17 protein-coding genes are annotated in these 16297 nt (G+C 52.3%); 11 read left to right on the forward strand and 6 right to left on the reverse strand.

Translation table 11 applies throughout. The features are described 5' to 3' along the window. The first annotated feature begins 172 nt into the window (after positions 1-172). The 9 genes from NEV57_RS06185 (at position 173) to NEV57_RS06225 (ending at position 6668) form a co-directional block, all read left to right on the forward strand. Positions 173-607 (forward strand): RrF2 family transcriptional regulator, encoded by a 435-nt coding sequence (locus tag NEV57_RS06185; protein WP_257657429.1) that lies wholly within the window; start codon positions 173-175, stop codon positions 605-607. 46 nt (positions 608-653) lie between these two features. After that, a complete protein-coding gene (locus NEV57_RS06190) occupies positions 654-2777 on the forward strand; it encodes a cbb3-type cytochrome c oxidase subunit I (RefSeq protein ID WP_257657430.1) in 2124 nt (707 codons plus the stop codon). A gap of 12 nt (positions 2778-2789) precedes the next feature. After that, positions 2790-3791, forward strand: coding sequence for a cbb3-type cytochrome c oxidase subunit II (locus NEV57_RS15835; protein ID WP_257657431.1), 1002 nt, complete (start codon positions 2790-2792; stop codon positions 3789-3791). Between the two features lie 120 nt (positions 3792-3911). Beyond that, positions 3912-4190, forward strand: coding sequence for a hypothetical protein (locus NEV57_RS06200; protein WP_257657432.1), 279 nt, complete (start codon positions 3912-3914; stop codon positions 4188-4190). Beyond that, positions 4174-4581: a cytochrome C gene (locus NEV57_RS06205; RefSeq protein ID WP_257657433.1), complete on the forward strand. Its 408-nt coding sequence runs from the start codon at positions 4174-4176 to the stop codon at positions 4579-4581. Before NEV57_RS06200 ends, NEV57_RS06205 begins: the two co-directional genes overlap by 17 nt. A gap of 20 nt (positions 4582-4601) precedes the next feature. Further along, a complete protein-coding gene (locus NEV57_RS06210) occupies positions 4602-4997 on the forward strand; it encodes a group III truncated hemoglobin (RefSeq protein ID WP_257657434.1) in 396 nt (131 codons plus the stop codon). After that, positions 4994-5437 (forward strand): hypothetical protein, encoded by a 444-nt coding sequence (locus tag NEV57_RS06215; protein WP_257657435.1) that lies wholly within the window; start codon positions 4994-4996, stop codon positions 5435-5437. Before NEV57_RS06210 ends, NEV57_RS06215 begins: the two co-directional genes overlap by 4 nt. A gap of 10 nt (positions 5438-5447) precedes the next feature. Continuing rightward, positions 5448-6176 (forward strand): iron-sulfur cluster repair di-iron protein, encoded by a 729-nt coding sequence (ric, locus tag NEV57_RS06220; protein ID WP_257657436.1) that lies wholly within the window; start codon positions 5448-5450, stop codon positions 6174-6176. Positions 6177-6203: 27 nt separating this feature from the next. Further along, positions 6204-6668: a hemerythrin domain-containing protein gene (locus tag NEV57_RS06225; RefSeq protein ID WP_257657437.1), complete on the forward strand. Its 465-nt coding sequence runs from the start codon at positions 6204-6206 to the stop codon at positions 6666-6668. On the opposite strand, the gene mfd is transcribed toward NEV57_RS06225, so the two are convergent. Beyond that, on the reverse strand, positions 6665-9997 hold the full coding sequence (gene mfd / locus NEV57_RS06230; RefSeq protein ID WP_257657552.1) for a transcription-repair coupling factor: 3333 nt from the start codon (positions 9995-9997) through the stop codon (positions 6665-6667). The genes NEV57_RS06225 and mfd overlap by 4 nt on opposite strands. Positions 9998-10150: 153 nt before the next feature. On the opposite strand from mfd, the gene NEV57_RS06235 reads away from it, so the two are divergent. Beyond that, positions 10151-10771, forward strand: a complete 621-nt coding sequence (locus NEV57_RS06235) for an LEA type 2 family protein (protein ID WP_257657438.1) — start codon at positions 10151-10153, stop codon at positions 10769-10771. A 51-nt stretch (positions 10772-10822) separates the two neighbouring features. On the opposite strand, the gene NEV57_RS06240 is transcribed toward NEV57_RS06235, so the two are convergent. The 5 genes from NEV57_RS06240 to NEV57_RS06260 form a co-directional block, all read right to left on the reverse strand. Next, positions 10823-11395: an AAA family ATPase gene (locus NEV57_RS06240; protein ID WP_257657439.1), complete on the reverse strand. Its 573-nt coding sequence runs from the start codon at positions 11393-11395 to the stop codon at positions 10823-10825. 44 nt (positions 11396-11439) lie between these two features. Further along, the gene (locus tag NEV57_RS06245) at positions 11440-11712 is read right to left on the reverse strand and encodes a TFIIB-type zinc ribbon-containing protein (RefSeq protein ID WP_257657440.1); all 273 of its coding nucleotides are present in this window, start codon (positions 11710-11712) and stop codon (positions 11440-11442) included. Between the two features lie 124 nt (positions 11713-11836). Then, positions 11837-12886 carry a dTDP-glucose 4,6-dehydratase gene (gene rfbB, locus NEV57_RS06250; protein ID WP_257657441.1) on the reverse strand — a complete coding sequence of 350 codons (1050 nt, stop codon included), beginning with the start codon at positions 12884-12886 and terminating at the stop codon, positions 11837-11839. A gap of 19 nt (positions 12887-12905) precedes the next feature. Next, positions 12906-13934, reverse strand: a complete 1029-nt coding sequence (gene galE / locus NEV57_RS06255; protein ID WP_257657442.1) for a UDP-glucose 4-epimerase GalE — start codon at positions 13932-13934, stop codon at positions 12906-12908. Continuing rightward, complete coding sequence (locus NEV57_RS06260; RefSeq protein WP_257657443.1) at positions 13935-14918, reverse strand: UDP-glucuronic acid decarboxylase family protein; 984 nt, start codon at positions 14916-14918, stop codon at positions 13935-13937. A gap of 84 nt (positions 14919-15002) precedes the next feature. On the opposite strand from NEV57_RS06260, the gene NEV57_RS06265 reads away from it, so the two are divergent. After that, a complete protein-coding gene (locus NEV57_RS06265) occupies positions 15003-16283 on the forward strand; it encodes a 3-deoxy-D-manno-octulosonic acid transferase (protein ID WP_257657444.1) in 1281 nt (426 codons plus the stop codon). Positions 16284-16297: the final 14 nt, after the last annotated feature.

The following is a 16297-nucleotide window of genomic DNA, read 5'->3' on the forward strand; positions in this document are numbered from 1 at the left end:
GTGAAAGTGTCATCTTTGAGGGGTTATCACGACAAAATACTGCCATTGATGCAATATCCTCCCGAATAAGTAATAAACACTTGTTTTCAGTCCGGAAGGGTTGCCAAAAAAATAAAAGAGTTTTTTGTCTTTTATTAAAATAACATTACTTTTGTACCATAAACAAACGTGAATGTTCTCTAAAACCTGCGAGTATGCAATAAGGGCTGTGATCTTCATCGCACGCGAGTCGAAAGACGGACGGCGTGTCGGTGTCCGGGAAATTGCCCAAGGCATCGGTTCACCGGTGTATTTCATCGCCAAAATTCTGCAGGAGCTCAGTAAAAAGGGGATTATCCAGTCGCTGAAAGGCCCCACCGGCGGATTCTATATGGACGGACAATCACTCGATTATACGTTAGCCGATATCGTGGTGGCCATTGACGGCGATAAACTGCTCACCGGCTGCGCGCTCGGGCTAAATGAATGTTCGGAGAAACGGCCCTGCCCCCTGCACTTTGAATTCAGACATATCCGAAAGGAACTGCACGCGCTGCTGGCGCGGACGAAACTGAATGAATTACAGGATAAATTTGATGCCTCCATCTTCTATCTGGGCAGCAAATAAAATTTTTTGAATTAATAAAAGACAAAAAGGTATTAATATCGTTTTTATGACACTTTACGACAAAGCAAACCTATCCCTGGTTGGCGTTACATTGCAGGCACCCAATATTTATTCATTGCAGCTCGGCTGGTCCGAGTTGGCAATGGGTGCACTCGTCGTTATGCTCCTGGTACTGCTTGGGGTACTGTTATCGTTATACCGGCGGGTTGCTGCCATCCGTAACAGCATCCAAGGTGGGTTTGATAACCGGATCAGACGTCAGCTCAGCCAGCTCAACGGTCGCCAGTTGGACACTGTGCTGCAACACAAAAAACAGGGTGGTCAAAAACGGGGTACCCTCGCAGCATCGGGAAAAGCGGTGCTACTGATGATGGCGCTACTGGCTGGCCTCCCTGCGTGGGCGCAGCCCGACGGTGCTGTTTCGGGAATTGCCTGGGGCAGTGCCGGCATTGTCATCACCCTCGTACTTATACTTATCCCTGTACTCTGTGGCCTCGTTTTAATGGTCGTAAAGATCCGGCGGACACTAACCCGCTACCAACGCCGGCAGCACAGTGCGCTGGCCGATGAATTCGCCCAGTACCTGGATGGACTGACAAAGAAAGAAGAACTGGATCAGTTGACCAGCCGGAAATCGGCGCTGGATTACCAGCTGACAAACACCGAACTTGCCGGCGACGGCGACGTGCACGACAGGCGGGGTCTGGTAGCATCCGCGAGCAGCGACTTGAATCTGCCCATTGCCGCGCCAAAAAAACGGGCGGTACGCCGGCCCAATATAGACAGTAACCTGGCCAAACTGGTGCTGTGGTACATCGGCACCTCAGCATTCTGGCTGCTATTCGGCACAACGGTTGGTCAATACCTCGGCATCAAATTTCTGGCGCCGGACGCCGACCAGCTAAGCTGGCTGAGTTTTGGCCGGCTCCGTCCCGTACACACCAATGCGGTATTCTGGGGATGGGCATCACTGGGAATGCTGGGGCTGGGCTACTACATTGTACCCCGGGTAAGTAATACATCCATCGCAAACCTGCGGCACGGCTGGCTTTCGCTGATCCTGATTAACGCTACAGTCGTGCTGGGTACAGTTAGCCTGATGGCAGGTATCAACAATGGCGGCGGCGAATACCGCGAATACATCTGGCCGGTCATGCTCCCGTTTGCAGTGGCATTGGTGCTCACCCTGACCAATTTCCTAAAAACCATTGCCCGCCGGAAAACTACGGAAATCTACATCTCCAACTGGTATATGATTTCGGCCATTATTTTCACGATTGTCATTGCACTGGTGGCCTATCTTCCTTTTTGGCAGAATGGTCTCGGTGAAATTATTGTACAGGGTTACTACATGCACCAGGGTGTGGGCATGTGGTTTATGCTTTTTACATTGGGTATTGTATACTACTTCCTGCCGCAGCAGCTTAATAAACCGATCTACTCCTACAGCCTCGGCATACTGGCCTTTTGGACGCAGATTTTATTTTACACGCTGATTGGCACCCACCACTTCATCTTCAGCGCCATTCCCTGGTGGCTGCAGACCGTGGCCATCGTGGGCAGTGCGGGCATGGCCATTCCGGTAGTGGCCGGCACCACCAATTTCCTGATGACATTCAAAGGCGCCTGGTATAAAGTGAAAGACAGTTACACGCTTCCTTTCTTCCTGGCCGGTATCATCTTTTATTTTACCGGTTCCATGCAGGGTACCGCCGAGGCGTTCCGGTATACCAACCTCATCTGGCATTTCACCGACTTTACGGTGGCCCACTCGCACCTCACCATGTACGGCATCATCTCCTTCCTCCTTTGGGGAAGCATCTATGCCGTAGTGCCGCGCCTCACGGGACAGGAACCTCCCCAACTCACTGTTGGGGCTCATTTCTGGTTCTCGCTCATCGGCCTTATGTTCTATACCGTACCGCTCATGTATGGCAGTTCCTTACGGGGCCTGATGTGGATGGACGGAAAGCCGTTTATTGACAGTGTGGTACTGATGGCCCCCTACTGGCTATGGCGGGCCATCGGAGGCACCCTGATGTGGCTCTCGCACCTGCTGTTCGCCTATAACCTTTACAAAATGTACAGCACAGACAAACAATCGAACATCGTCGAAGAAGCACTCGAAAAACTGACCGGAAACGACGCACAGGTCACGCAAACAAAGTAATGATAAGCACCCATGGAATTTTTCAACAACCATACTAAACTCTTCACCACCGCCTTTCTCTTCTTCGCGATACTTACGCTGTTCGTGGTAATTATCCCCGCCATCAGCAACCAGCAGCGTAATGCCGAACTGCCGAATGCGGTACCGCTCAGCGAAGATGCCCGGAAGGGCAAGGAACTGTTCATCGCCAACGGCTGTGTCGCCTGCCATACGCAGCAGGTGCGTAACGTGGATATGGACAGCCGCTGGGGAAGCCGACCCGGCATCGCCGCCGACTATGCGGGCATGAAGCGGATGGATATCTGGCGCAATACGGCAACACTCGCCGGCACTGAGCGTACCGGTCCGGATCTCACCGATGTAGGCAACAGGCAACCGAGTCTCGACTGGAACCTGGTTCACCTCTATAATCCGCGGATTGTGGTTAAAGAATCCATTATGCCGGCTTACCCCTGGTTATTTGAATACAAAACCGTGCTTTCAAAAGGAGACGTGACTGTAACCGTACCCGAAGCCTTCCTCAATGGCAAAGGAGGAAAAGTAGTAGCAAAAAAAGAGGCCCTGCAGCTCGTCGCTTACCTGCAATCATTGAAACAGGTGGAATTACCGGGAGAAAGCCGGACGCCCCAGTTCCTTTATAAAAGAGAAGCGGACGCAGCAGACAGCTCCGGCGAGACCACCGCGGGAGCCGATGGTGCCCTGCTCTACGCCAATAACTGCCAGGCATGCCACCAAGCCGATGGAAAAGGGCTGCCCGGCGCGTTTCCCCCGCTGGCCGGCAGCCCGGTAGTAACCGGCGATGACCTATCGTTGTATGTAGACATTATCATGAACGGTTATGACGCACGCCCGGAATACGGCGCCATGCCCGGTGTGGGTACGATGATGGGTTTTTCCGCCGGGGAAGTTGCAGCCATTATTAATCATGAACGGACCAGCTGGGGCAACGGCGGCAAACAGGTGACGACCGAAGAAGTACAGGAAATTTTAACCCTATTGGAAACAGCGAACTAAGATGCGACCGTCATGTACGGCAACAAAAACTCACATACAGATGAAACCTGCATAAATTGCCCGATACACAAAAGAACAGGAGTAATTCACGCAAGATTCATTGCCTTAAAAGTAAATCAAATGAAAAAAAGAATATATACCCTCCTGGGTCTGATGCTCCCCGCCCTTACCGGGTTGGCGTGCCCGGTGTGCGAAAGGCAGCAGCCGAAACTGCTTCAGGGAATAACGCACGGTTCGGGGCCAGCCAGCGACTGGGACTACGTGATTATCGCCGTAATGGTGGCAATCGTTGTCTTTACCGGCTATTTCTCCATTAAGATGCTGGTAAGGCCGGGAGAAAACACGCCGAATCATATTAAACATACCATATTAACTTTGGAAGATGGCAGCGAAAAGTAAAGTCATAATCTACATCGATGACGAGCCCAACCCCATCGCGGCTTTCGATACCCCGGTTAATTTCGAACTGGATACCCGGAAGCTGGTTGATGGCCAGCATGAGCTCACCATCATCAGTAAGGATCCGACGGGCAAGGAAGGGATCCGCAAGGTCCCCTTTGAAGTGCGGAATGGGCCTGCCATCAGCATCGAGGGTATCCGGGAAAACGCCGTGGTGGACGGCATCGTGCCGCTCATGATCAATGCATACGGGAAAGGCGATCAGAAAGACTTTCTGATCTCAGGGAGTGAAACTCCCCAAAGCATACCTGCCTGGGTATGGATTTTGATTATTGGTTTTGCAGGGTGGGCATTATTCTATCTATTTAGGTATTTTGCAATGCCGCTATAAGGCGTCAAATGGGAACGATCATGGAAAAGAAAAACGACATCACAACAATTGCCGATATCCAGCAGCTGGTAGACACATTTTACGGCAAGGTAAGGGAAAATCCATTAATAGGACCAATCTTCAATGGCGTAATCGGCGACCGCTGGCCGGAGCATCTCGCAAAAATGTACCGGTTCTGGCAAACGGTGCTGTTCGGCGAACACACGTATTTTGGCAGTCCATTCCCCCCACATGCCCAGCTTCCGGTGGATCGGCGGCACTTCGACACCTGGTTGGGGCTGTGGCACGGCACCATTGACCAGTTTTTTGAAGGAGAGAAGGCAACCGAGGCAAAATGGCGGGGTGATAAGATGGCCGAAATGTTTCTCTCCAAAATCGATTACTTCAGAAATAATCAATCATCCCCGCTGTTATGAGTACCCTCGTTAAACAACCTACTGCGGTTGCCTGTCTTTTTATCTGGATCGGCATTGTCTGCGGCATCAGTTTCCTGGAAGCCTGGCTTAAATTCCGCGCACCCGGTGTCACGATGCCGATCGGCCTGGGCATCGGCCGCCTCGTTTTCAATGCCCTCAACAAAGTAGAATGGGTACTTGCCGCCATCGTTGTGGTCACCGCGGTGATGCACACCAATACGCTGTTTTCAGCCAGAAATGCATTTCTGCTCCTGGCAGTTATCATCCTCATCCTGCAAACGGCGTGGCTGTTGCCCACATTGGATGCCCGGGCTCAACTGGTTATCGAAAACAAGCCGCTTCCACCCTCCAATCTTCATTACCTGTTCATTGGGGCGGAAGTGCTGAAAATTGCAGGCCTCTTTGCCGCGGCAATCGGCCACTTTGAAAAAATTACTTAAAAATACTGCCATGGAAATTACAACCCAACATACTGTCGGCCAGGTGGTCGCCAGAGACTACCGCTCGGCCGCCGTATTCAGCAAGGCCGGAATCGATTTCTGCTGTGGAGGCAACCGGACCATTGACGAAGCCTGCCAGCAGGCAGGTGTCGCCCCTGCTCCCCTGATTGACGCCCTAAAGACCGCCCTTACGACGGATCAGGGTACCGGGGAAAACGACTACGATGCGTGGCCGCTTGACATGCTCGCCGACCATATTGAAGAAACACATCACCGCTATGTCGAATCCAGGATCTCGGAAATTACGCCGCTGCTTCAGAAAATAAAAACAGTGCATGGCGACTGCCATCCGGAACTTGCCCGGATAATGGACTTGTTTACGGAAGCCGGCGGGGAACTCACTTTGCACATGAAGAAAGAAGAGCTGATGCTCTTCCCGTTTATCCGGCGGATGGCACAGGCACAGCGCCAAGGGGAACCGCTGCTGCCCTCCCGCTTCGGGACGGTAGCCAACCCGATCGCCATGATGGAGCACGACCACGATGGCGAAGGTGAGCGTTTCCGCCAGATTGCCGCGCTGTCCGGAAATTACACTCCCCCATCGGATGCCTGCAACACCTACCGGGTAACCCTGGCCCTGCTGCAGGAATTTGAAGCCGACCTCCACCTGCATATTCACCTGGAAAATAACATCCTATTTCCGAAAGCCGTCCAAATGGAAAGCGAGCTGTCGTCCTGACAGCGGGCCAACCCAACAACCGCGATCATGGATAACAAGCCACTGAAAAGAAGCACCTATTTAAAGTCCATCAGCCGCGATCACCACCATGGATTGCTGTTCTGCTGGAAAATCCGGGAAGGGTTCAAACGGGGTGTCGCCGCGGATCGCATTAAACAGTATGCCGACTGGTTCTGGCGAGCGCACCTCATCGATCATTTCGAAGTGGAAGAGCGGTACATCTTTCCTGTTCTTGGCAACGGTCACGAACTGGTGAAACGGGCGCTTGCCGAGCATAGGCGACTGAAACGGCTGTTCGAACAGGAAACGGAAGTGTGGCGCTCCCTAAGTTTGATCGAAGAGGAGCTGGACGAACACATCCGTTTTGAGGAGCGGGTGCTGTTCAGCGAGTTACAGCGCCTGGCCACTACCCCGCAGCTGGCGGAAATAGCCGAACACCACGGCGACGCGGCGCATGTTCAGGAGTGGGGCGACGAATTCTGGAAAGACTAGGTGGTCATATCCCGTAGTATGCGGATTGCCTGTTCAATATCGGGAACCTGTTCAAAGGCAATACGCAGGGAGCCCTTTACCTCCTTCAGGTTGCAGATCGTCGGGTTCTGCTGTACAAACTGCAATACCCTGCCAAACTGGTCACTTTCGAAATAACCCGGATTAGTGGAAAAATAACCCCGGAGCACCTGCTTCTTGAACGAAATTTTCTCAAAGCCGATTTCCCTCCCCAGCCATTGCAGGCGCAGCGTGTTGAGCAGCTCCTCTACCTGACGGGGTGTCGGACCGAAACGGTCGCGCAGCGATTGCCTAAAAGCTTCCAGCTGCTCTTCATTTTCGAGTTTGGCAATTTCATTATAGAGATTATACCGCTCGCCCACATGGGTAACGTACTCATCGGGAATAAGCACCTCCAGGTCGGTATCAATCTGCGTAAATGACACAAAATCACGCGGCTTAACATCCTTGAACAGGTCTGCAAATTCATCGTCCTTCAGTTCCTGTATAGCCTCGTCAAGGATTTTGTGGTACATCTCGAAGCCGATTTCGGCGATAAAGCCGCTCTGCTCAGCACCCAGGAGATTGCCACTGCCGCGGATATCAAGGTCGCGCATGGCCACGTTAAAGCCACTGCCGAGCTCCGAGAATTCCTCGATGGCGCTAAGCCGCTTATAAGCTTCGGTGGTGAGGGTAGACAGTGGCGGACTCAATAGGTAACAGAAGGCCTTTTTGTTGGACCTGCCCACCCGTCCGCGCATCTGGTGGAGATCGCTCAACCCAAACATATGGGCGTGGTTGATGATGATCGTATTGGCATTGGGAATATCAAGCCCTGCCTCAATGATGGTTGTGGCCACCAGCACATCGTATTCGTGGTTGATAAACTTGAGCATCACATCCTCAAGCGCATCACCCTCCAATTGTCCGTGAGCCACACCAACGCGGGCCTGGGGCACCAGCTTCTTAATCATGTTGCCCAGCTGAGGCAGATCCGCCACACGGTTGTGGATAAAAAATACCTGCCCCCCACGGTCGATTTCATACGAAACAGCCTCCTGGATCAACGTTTCATTGAAAACGTGCAGCTCGGTCTGCACGGGCTGGCGGTTGGGCGGCGGGGTATTGATGATGCTGAGGTCACGCGCGCCCATCAATGAAAAATGCAACGTGCGCGGAATCGGTGTAGCCGTCAGCGTAAGCGCATCCACGTTGGCACGTAGCTGCTTGAGTTTTTCCTTCACCCCCACGCCGAATTTCTGCTCCTCATCTACGATCATCAGGCCGAGGTCCTTAAACTTCACATCCTTGCTCACCAGCCGGTGGGTGCCGATTATTATATCCAGCTTACCTTCGGCAAGCCTTGCCAGGGTTGCCTTGATTTCTTTCGATGTCTTAAAACGGTTGATGTAATCGACCGAGCAGGGAAATCCTTCAAACCGTTCGGAGAACGTGCGGTAATGCTGCATGGCCAGAATGGTGGTCGGTACCAATACGGCCACCTGCTTGCTGTCGGCCACTGCCTTGAATGCCGCACGGATGGCTACTTCCGTTTTACCGAACCCTACGTCGCCGCATACCAGGCGGTCCATCGGATGGGGCGATTCCATATCGCGCTTGACATCCAGCGTAGCCTTCTCCTGATCGGGGGTGTCTTCATAGATAAATGAAGCCTCCAGCTCCGTTTGCAGGTAGGTATCGGGATTAAAGGCATTGCCGGTCTGTGCTTTGCGCTTGGCGTAAAGCCGGATCAAGTCGCGCGCAATGTCCTTAACTTTTTTTTTAGTGGTCTTCTTCAGCTTATCCCACGCATCGGTACCCAGTTTGTTCATTTTGGGTACCGCACCCTCCTTCCCGCTGTACTTGGAAATGCGGTTGAGGGAATTGATATTGACATACAGCAGGTCATTATCTGCATATACCAACCGGATCATCTCCTGCGCCTTCCCGTTCACCTCCACCTTTTCCAGTCCGGCATATTTGCCGATACCGTGGTCAATATGCGTAATAAAATCCCCTGGTTTCAGCTCGCGCAGCTCCTTGAGCGTAATTGCCTGGGAGCGCTCGTAGCCCTTTTTGCGTTTATATTTATAATAACGGTCGAATATCTGGTGGTCAGTATAACAGGCGATGCCCCGGTCCAGATCGGCGAACCCTTCCCGCAGCGACAGGTGGATGGGTGTAAACGTAATGGATTTATCCAGGTCATCCAGGATAGCGATCAGTCGTTCGATCTGCTTCGGTGAATCGCTGAAAATGCAGTTCTGTATTTTCGCCTGTTCATTTTCCCTGAAATTATGAATCAGCAGGCTAAAGTCCTTATTGAACGAAGGCTGCGGGCGCTGTGCAAACGTAATGGTGTGCGTGGCATCGTAAAAAAACTGCTTGCCGAACTCCACGACGGCAAAGTCGCGCAACATGGCCGACAGGTTTTTTTCGTCGACAAAATTAAACAGCGGGTTTACCCATTCGGGATTCTGCTGCCTATCGGCTTCCGGCAGTGCTTTCCAGAGTTCCTGGGCTTTCTTATACCCCTTACCTACCACATCCAGCGTAAACTGGACGTCCTTGAACCAGATGGCCGAATCCGCTGCAACGTATTCCAACAGGGCGATATTGCCTTCCGTGAGGAATTTCGCCTGCACATTCGGCACAATCGTCACCGTCCGTATTTTGCTGACGGAAAGCTGGCTTTCCACATCAAACGTACGGATGCTATCAATGTCGTTCCCGAAAAACTCAATGCGGTAAGGCAAGTCGTTCGAAAAAGAGAAAATATCCACTATCCCGCCACGGATCGCGTACTGGCCCGGTTCGTATACGAAGTCGACCCGCTCAAACGCATACTCCTGGAGGAATTCATTGATGAAATCGATATCCAATGATGCATCCTGGCTGATTTCCAAGGTGTTTTTTTCCAGATCAGTCCGGTTAATCACCTTTTCCGCCAGTGCTTCGGGGTAGGTGACCACCAGCCTGGGCAGTTCCGACACATGGTTCAGCGTGTTCAGTGTTTCTGCACGCTGCAGCACATGGGCGCTATCGGTCTGGGTAAAATCAAATGCTTTGCGGTACGAGGCGGGGAAGAACAGTACCTGTTTGTCGAAGAGGCTCTCCAGGTCACTCAGGAAATACGACGCTTCCTCATGGGTAGGCAGCACAAATACCATCGGTTTTTCCTGAAGCTGATAGCAAGCCACAGCCACCATCGCATCAGCCGACCCGATCAGTCCCTTAAGCTGGACTTTCGGGTTTTTTCCGTGCAATGCCTTCGTCAAGGCTGTTACGTGTTCGCTTTGACGATAATTCGCTAATATATCATCGATGCCCACTGCGGTAAAACGGGGGCAAAGGTAACGAAAAAACAACATTTCTGTACACGAAATAAACCTAAATAGCGACTTAGGAGGTGGCCACCGCGCAGCATGTCATTAAATTTCCTGGATTTTAACCTGATTTGGCGTTAATGTTGCTATATTGTTTTCATGCTGAAAAAATGCACATTACTCATCGGGGTAATCGCCCTCCTGATGGCCTGCGGTTTGGACAAACAAGCAAAAGAACTGCGCGCACTGGAAAACTGCCGCTATGAATTCGTATCGGCCGACAGTATCTTTCTGGCCGGCACGGATGTGGGCCGGCTGATCGCCGGCGGCCGGCTTGATGTGGGGAGCCTTCCCGGCGTTGCGTTGGGGTTCTTAAACCGGGATATCCCATTGTCCGGCTTATTGCAGGTCCGGGTCACCAACCCGACTAAAAGCCGGGCCGGTATACAGCAATTCGCTTATAAAATCCTGATTGAGGACCGCGAGGTAATGGACGGAACGTCCGATCTCCCGGTCATTATTCCAGCGGGGGAAACCGTCACTGTTCCCGTAAAATTGCAGGCAAATGTATATTCTTTTCTTTCCGACAGGCAGACCCAGGGCAAACTGCTGGCGTTCCTGAAAAAGGTGCAAAACGGTCAGTCGGACGAAAAAATCAAAGTAAGTCTGAAGATCAAACCGACGCTTGCACTGGGCAATAAACAACTGAACTACCCCGGCTATATTACGGTTGACAAAGCGGTTGATGGCCGTATGCTCACCGGTAAACAGGTGCTTTAATGCATAACCGGCGCGACATATCCTGAAGCCCTAAAAATACATCGCCGGTCTTTACGGGAGCTCTTCCCGGATATGGCGTTCCAGAAACTTAACCCGCTCCACAACGGGCACCAGGGGTACGTCAATCAACTGATAGCCATGTTTGCTATAAGTCTTTTTCATCATTTCATAGGTAAACACCGCCTCTTCCCACGTCTGTTTCCGTTCGGCATCGGTATGATAAATTTCCGGCCAGGGAGGTAGAATAAACACGCGACGATGATAACGGTACCTGCTGGCCAGTTCCGGCTCGCCGGGAATTTCCAGGCCGATCATGGCGGCATAACACAAGGTATCCGGTATTCCCCGGTCAAAAAACACCACGCTGCCGGGAGTGTATTCATTCATCGTTTGCAGGTAGTCCTCCACGGACGCCGTCAGCATCAGCTGCGTATAAGCCGCTTTATTTTGCCACGGCAGCGCATCACCGCCACAGGCAACCTGTTCCCGGATAATTTCACGGGCAACCTCGGGAATGCAGGGAAATTGTTTTGCCCGCAAGGCATCCAGCAGGGTTGTTTTGCCTGTTCCCGGTCCACCCGTAATCACAAAAAACCGGTTTGGAGAAAAGCATTGTTCACCCATACTGCACAAAATCCGCCTTTCGGCCACTAACTAATCAACGGGGTTTAGTCAAAGTCAAAAAAGTCGCCTAAAAAGGACTTTTTCTTACGGGGATGACCCTGGTGGTGCCTATCGTCGTACTTCGGACGGTCGCGATCGCGTTCCCAGTCTCCTGACGGGTTGCGGGAGGCATTTGTTTCTTCCCTTTCAGCGTAGCTGATAATTTTGTCGAGCTCGCCCCGGTCCAACCATATTCCCCTGCACGACGGACAATAATCAATCTCTACCTGATTCCTTACGGACATCAATAACGTTTCATTGCAATTCGGACATTTCATCGTTACGTTAGTTATGTTTACAAACAAACATACCATTTTAATCCGGGTCGTACCCGGGCATCATGGTAATAATATGGATACGGTGATTCTGTTTTAAAATGCTGCGGGTCAGGCCAGCCGGGCGCTATCCGCCGTACTGTTCCGCGTAATATTGCTGATAATGGCCGGAAGTTACATCCTGCAGCCATGCTTCATTTGCGAGGTACCAGTCCACCGTTTTTTCCAGCCCTTCCTCAAACTGCAGGCTGGGTTCCCAACCCAGGTCCTGTTTCAGCCGGGTGGCATCAATAGCATACCGCAAATCGTGTCCTGCACGGTCTTTTACAAACGTGATGAGCCTGGCGGATTCCCCGTCTGCCCGCCCCAGTTTTTTATCCATGATCCCGCAGAGCAGCTGGATCAGGTCAATATTCTTCCATTCATTGTGTCCGCCGATATTGTAGGTCTCGCCCGAGGCCGCCCCATGGAAAATTACGTCAATGGCACGTGCGTGGTCTTCCACCCAAAGCCAGTCGCGTATGTTCTCACCTTTCCCATAAACGGGCACCGGCCGTTTATTTTTGATGTTGTTAATGGCCAATGGGATCAGTTTTTCCGGAAAATGGAAGGATCCGTAATTATTGGAGCAGTTGGAAATCACCGTATCCAGCCCATATGTGTCATGATAGGCCCTTACAAAATGGTCAGAGGAAGCCTTGGATGCTGAATAAGGTGAATGGGGATCATACCTTGTTTCTTCGGTAAACATCCCGGTATCGCCCAGTGCCCCGTAGACCTCGTCGGTAGACACATGGTAAAACCGGTGTGTGTCGTATTCGCCTTCCCAGTGCTTTTTCGCTGCGTTCAGCAGGTTTACGGTACCGACCACATTGGTCAGCACAAACTCCAGCGGGCTGCTGATGGATCGGTCGACATGCGATTCCGCCGCCAGGTGAATCACGGCAGCAGGCCGTTCAGCCGCGAACAGTTCATCCAGAAAAACCGTGTCGGTGATATCGCCCTTCACAAAACGGTAGTTGGGCCGGTCTTCGATATCGCGGAGATTCGCCAGGTTACCTGCATAAGTCAGCTTATCCAGGTTGATTACTTCGTAATCGGGATAACGGGTCACAAACCGCCGGACCACGTGCGATCCGATAAAGCCGGCTCCGCCGGTGATGATGATTTTCTTCATAATACAATATACCCAATAACTAGCTCAGCGGATTCGCCTTCAAATACTGTTCCCATTTCCATGCCGACTGCATCATCTCCTCAATTCCCAGTGCAGCCTTCCAGCCCAGCTCTTCGGTGGATTTCGTTACATCCCCCCACACCTGTTCCACATCTCCGGCACGGCGGGGTCCGATCTGGTAGTCAAGTTTCACGCCCGTGGACGCCTCGAATGCCCGGATAACTTCCAGCACCGAATTGCCGGTACCCGTCCCTACATTGAACACATCGTAGTTTCCATTCGGGTTCCCCTGTTCCAGCAGGTCAATGGCCGCCACGTGTGCGCTGGCCAGATCCACCACATGGATATAATCGCGTATTGCCGAGCCGTCGGGCGTACGGTAATCGTCGCCGAAAACCGTAATTGGTCCGCGCTTGCCAATTGCGCTCTGGGTAATAAATGGGATGAGATTCTGCGGTACGCCAAGGGGCAGTTCACCGATGAGCGCGCTTTCGTGGGCACCCACCGGATTAAAGTACCGAAGCGATATGACCTGGTAATTATCAAATGCCGCTGCTGTTTCGGATAGGATTTCCTCGGCAATCTGCTTCGTATTGCCATAGGGTGATTCAGCCTGCTTTACCTGTGCCGTTTCGGTTACAGGTAACTGATCGGGTTGGCCGTATACCGTACAGCTGGATGAAAACACAAAATTTACCGGTTTACCTGCATAGGCATTAAGCAAGTTAATCAACGAAAATAAATTGTTGTGATAGTATTTAAGCGGTTGCTGAACAGATTCACCCACGGCCTTATAAGCCGCAAAATGAATGATTCCGCTGATATCCGGATTAGCCGCTACGAATGCCCGCACCCGCTGTTCGTCACAAAGATCAAACTCGTGGAATTCCGGCTTTTCACCGGTGATTTTTTCAATCTGGTCCAGTACACGCACATTGGAATTGGAAAGGTTATCCACAATTACCGGGGTATGTCCCGCCTGCTGCAATGCAACCACCGTATGCGAACCGATGTAGCCGGTACCGCCCGTCACTAAGATTCTGCTCATTTATCGTTGATTATAATACGTAAAGTCCTTATGTGCTATTTCCTGGTCGGGCAACGATTTAAAGTAATCATACGTAATCCGGAGTCCTTCTTCCCGTCCTACTTTGGGTTCCCATCCCAGGATTTCCCGCGCTTTGGTAATGTCGGGTCGCCGCTGCTTGGGATCGTCCACCGGCAGGTCCCGGAATACCAGCTGCCTGTCCGTACCGGTAAGCTTGATAATCTCCTCACCAAACTGCCGGATGGTAATCTCATCGGGGTTACCGATGTTTACGGGATGCGGATGATCACTCAGGAGCAGCCGGTAGATGCCCTCCACCTGATCGTCCACATAGCAGAAAGACCGGGTCTGGGAGCCGTCGCCGAAAACCGTCAGGTCCTCGCCGCGCAATGCCTGCCCGATAAATGCCGGTAGTACCCGGCCGTCATTGAGCCGCATCCGGGGGCCATAAGTATTAAAAATGCGCACAATACGCGTCTCAAGGCCATGGAACGTGTGATAGGCCATGGTAATGGCTTCCTGAAAACGCTTCGCCTCATCGTATACACCCCGCGGACCCACCGGGTTCACATTGCCCCAGTACGTCTCCGGCTGGGGGCTCAGCGTAGGATCGCCGTACACTTCCGACGTGGAGGCTACCAGAATCCGGGCACCTTTCGCCCGGGCCAGACCCAGCAGGTGGTGGGTACCCAGCGAGCCCACTTTCAGGGTCTGGATGGGGATCTTCAGGTAATCGATCGGGCTTGCGGGCGAGGCAAAGTGAAGGATATAGTCCAATTTGCCAGGCACATGCACAAAGGTAGACACATCGTGCCGGTAAAATTCGAAATTAGGCAGCTTGAACAAATGTTCAATATTACGGAGATCACCCGTAATCAGGTTGTCCATCCCGATGACATGGTAATCTTCATGGATAAAACGATCGCAGAGGTGGGACCCCAAAAAGCCCGCTGCACCAGTGATAAGTATCCGTGGGTTTGACATAAGCTAATTTGCATATCATTTACCTCCTGAGCCCAATTGCTTAAGTAGGTAACTTTATTTAAGTTTGAGGCGAATATAAGGATTATGCAGGCAATTTACCTGGTCAGTATCAAAATTTACGGTTTATTTTTATGGCTGTTATCACCCTTTCATGCCAAGGCCCGGAAGTGGGTCAGCGGCCGCCGGAATCTCCTGCACCGCATTGCACGGGAGGTCGATCCGGACCGCGGATGCATCTGGTTTCACTTTGCTTCACTGGGCGAATTCGAGCAGGGGCGCCCCGTGTTGGAGGCGCTGCGCGCCCGACGAACCGACAAGCCTTTTCTGGTCACTTTTTACTCGCCTTCGGGTTATGAAATCCGGAAAAACACCCCCCTGGCCGATCACGTCTATTACCTGCCCGCCGACACCCCCCGCAATGCCCGCCGCTTTGTTGAACTGGTTAATCCCGAATTTGCGGTTTTCACCAAATACGAATACTGGCCGTGTTATTTTCAGGCGCTGCACCGCAGGAACATTCCCCTGTATCTGATCTCCGCTATTTTCCGGCCCGGACAGGTATTTTTTCGCTGGTATGGGGGTCTGTTCCGCAAAGCGCTCCGGTGCGTGACCTTCTTTTTCACCCAGAATGAAGAAAGCCTGCGGTTGCTGGCACCGCTGGGTCATACCAATGCCGTGCTTGCCGGCGATACACGGTTCGACCGCGTGGTTACGCTGCCCCGGACGAGCAAAGAACTCCCGGGGATCGCGGATTTCGTAGCCGGTCATCCGGTGCTGGTCGCGGGCAGCACCTGGCCTGCAGACGAAGTCCTGCTTGCCGGCCTGCGCAGGCGGTACCCCGACTGGAAATTCATCCTTGCACCCCATGAAATCCACGAAGAACACATCCATTCCATCGAAAAGTTGTTTCCGGACAGCCAACGGTATTCCAATATGAATGAAGGCACCGATCGGCTTTCAGCTACCGGAAATCAGGTCACCGGCCACGCATCACCAGTCGTAGATCACCAACTACCAACCACCCTCATCATCGATAACATTGGCATGCTTTCCGCGCTGTATGGTTATGGCCACGTAGCCTATATCGGCGGCGGCTTTGGCAAAGGCATTCACAATACGCTGGAGGCGGCCACTTATGGCATTCCCGTTATATTCGGCCCAAATTACCGGAAATTCCAGGAGGCAAAGGACCTGATTGCCGAAGGTGGCGGTTTCACGGTTGCGGACGCCGACGGACTGGCTACGGTTTTTAACGAGCTGCAAACGGAAGAACGGCGACTCATGGCCGGACAGCGGAGCGGGACTTATGTGGCCTGCAAGGCGGGGGCCACAGCCATCATCATGGCAAAAATTGCGCCCGTATAGGAAAAAGGCCCCGG

It is taken from the genome of Parapedobacter lycopersici (assembly GCF_024643285.1).
GTDB lineage: Bacteria > Bacteroidota > Bacteroidia > Sphingobacteriales > Sphingobacteriaceae > Parapedobacter > Parapedobacter lycopersici.

What these genes read in the sequence shown, in the direction of transcription:
- NEV57_RS06185 (WP_257657429.1), top strand. Translation starts at nt 173, where the DNA reads ATGTTCTCTAAAACCTGCGAGTATGCAATAAGGGCTGTGATCTTCATC.
- NEV57_RS06190 (WP_257657430.1), top strand. Translation starts at nt 654, where the DNA reads ATGACACTTTACGACAAAGCAAACCTATCCCTGGTTGGCGTTACATTG.
- NEV57_RS15835 (WP_257657431.1), top strand. Translation starts at nt 2,790, where the DNA reads ATGGAATTTTTCAACAACCATACTAAACTCTTCACCACCGCCTTTCTC.
- NEV57_RS06200 (WP_257657432.1), top strand. Translation starts at nt 3,912, where the DNA reads ATGAAAAAAAGAATATATACCCTCCTGGGTCTGATGCTCCCCGCCCTT.
- NEV57_RS06205 (WP_257657433.1), top strand. Translation starts at nt 4,174, where the DNA reads ATGGCAGCGAAAAGTAAAGTCATAATCTACATCGATGACGAGCCCAAC.
- NEV57_RS06210 (WP_257657434.1), top strand. Translation starts at nt 4,602, where the DNA reads ATGGAAAAGAAAAACGACATCACAACAATTGCCGATATCCAGCAGCTG.
- NEV57_RS06215 (WP_257657435.1), top strand. Translation starts at nt 4,994, where the DNA reads ATGAGTACCCTCGTTAAACAACCTACTGCGGTTGCCTGTCTTTTTATC.
- ric (WP_257657436.1), top strand. Translation starts at nt 5,448, where the DNA reads ATGGAAATTACAACCCAACATACTGTCGGCCAGGTGGTCGCCAGAGAC.
- NEV57_RS06225 (WP_257657437.1), top strand. Translation starts at nt 6,204, where the DNA reads ATGGATAACAAGCCACTGAAAAGAAGCACCTATTTAAAGTCCATCAGC.
- NEV57_RS06235 (WP_257657438.1), top strand. Translation starts at nt 10,151, where the DNA reads ATGCTGAAAAAATGCACATTACTCATCGGGGTAATCGCCCTCCTGATG.
- NEV57_RS06240 (WP_257657439.1), bottom strand. Translation starts at nt 11,395, where the DNA reads ATGGGTGAACAATGCTTTTCTCCAAACCGGTTTTTTGTGATTACGGGT.
- NEV57_RS06245 (WP_257657440.1), bottom strand. Translation starts at nt 11,712, where the DNA reads ATGAAATGTCCGAATTGCAATGAAACGTTATTGATGTCCGTAAGGAAT.
- rfbB (WP_257657441.1), bottom strand. Translation starts at nt 12,886, where the DNA reads ATGAAGAAAATCATCATCACCGGCGGAGCCGGCTTTATCGGATCGCAC.
- galE (WP_257657442.1), bottom strand. Translation starts at nt 13,934, where the DNA reads ATGAGCAGAATCTTAGTGACGGGCGGTACCGGCTACATCGGTTCGCAT.
- NEV57_RS06260 (WP_257657443.1), bottom strand. Translation starts at nt 14,918, where the DNA reads ATGTCAAACCCACGGATACTTATCACTGGTGCAGCGGGCTTTTTGGGG.
- NEV57_RS06265 (WP_257657444.1), top strand. Translation starts at nt 15,003, where the DNA reads ATGCAGGCAATTTACCTGGTCAGTATCAAAATTTACGGTTTATTTTTA.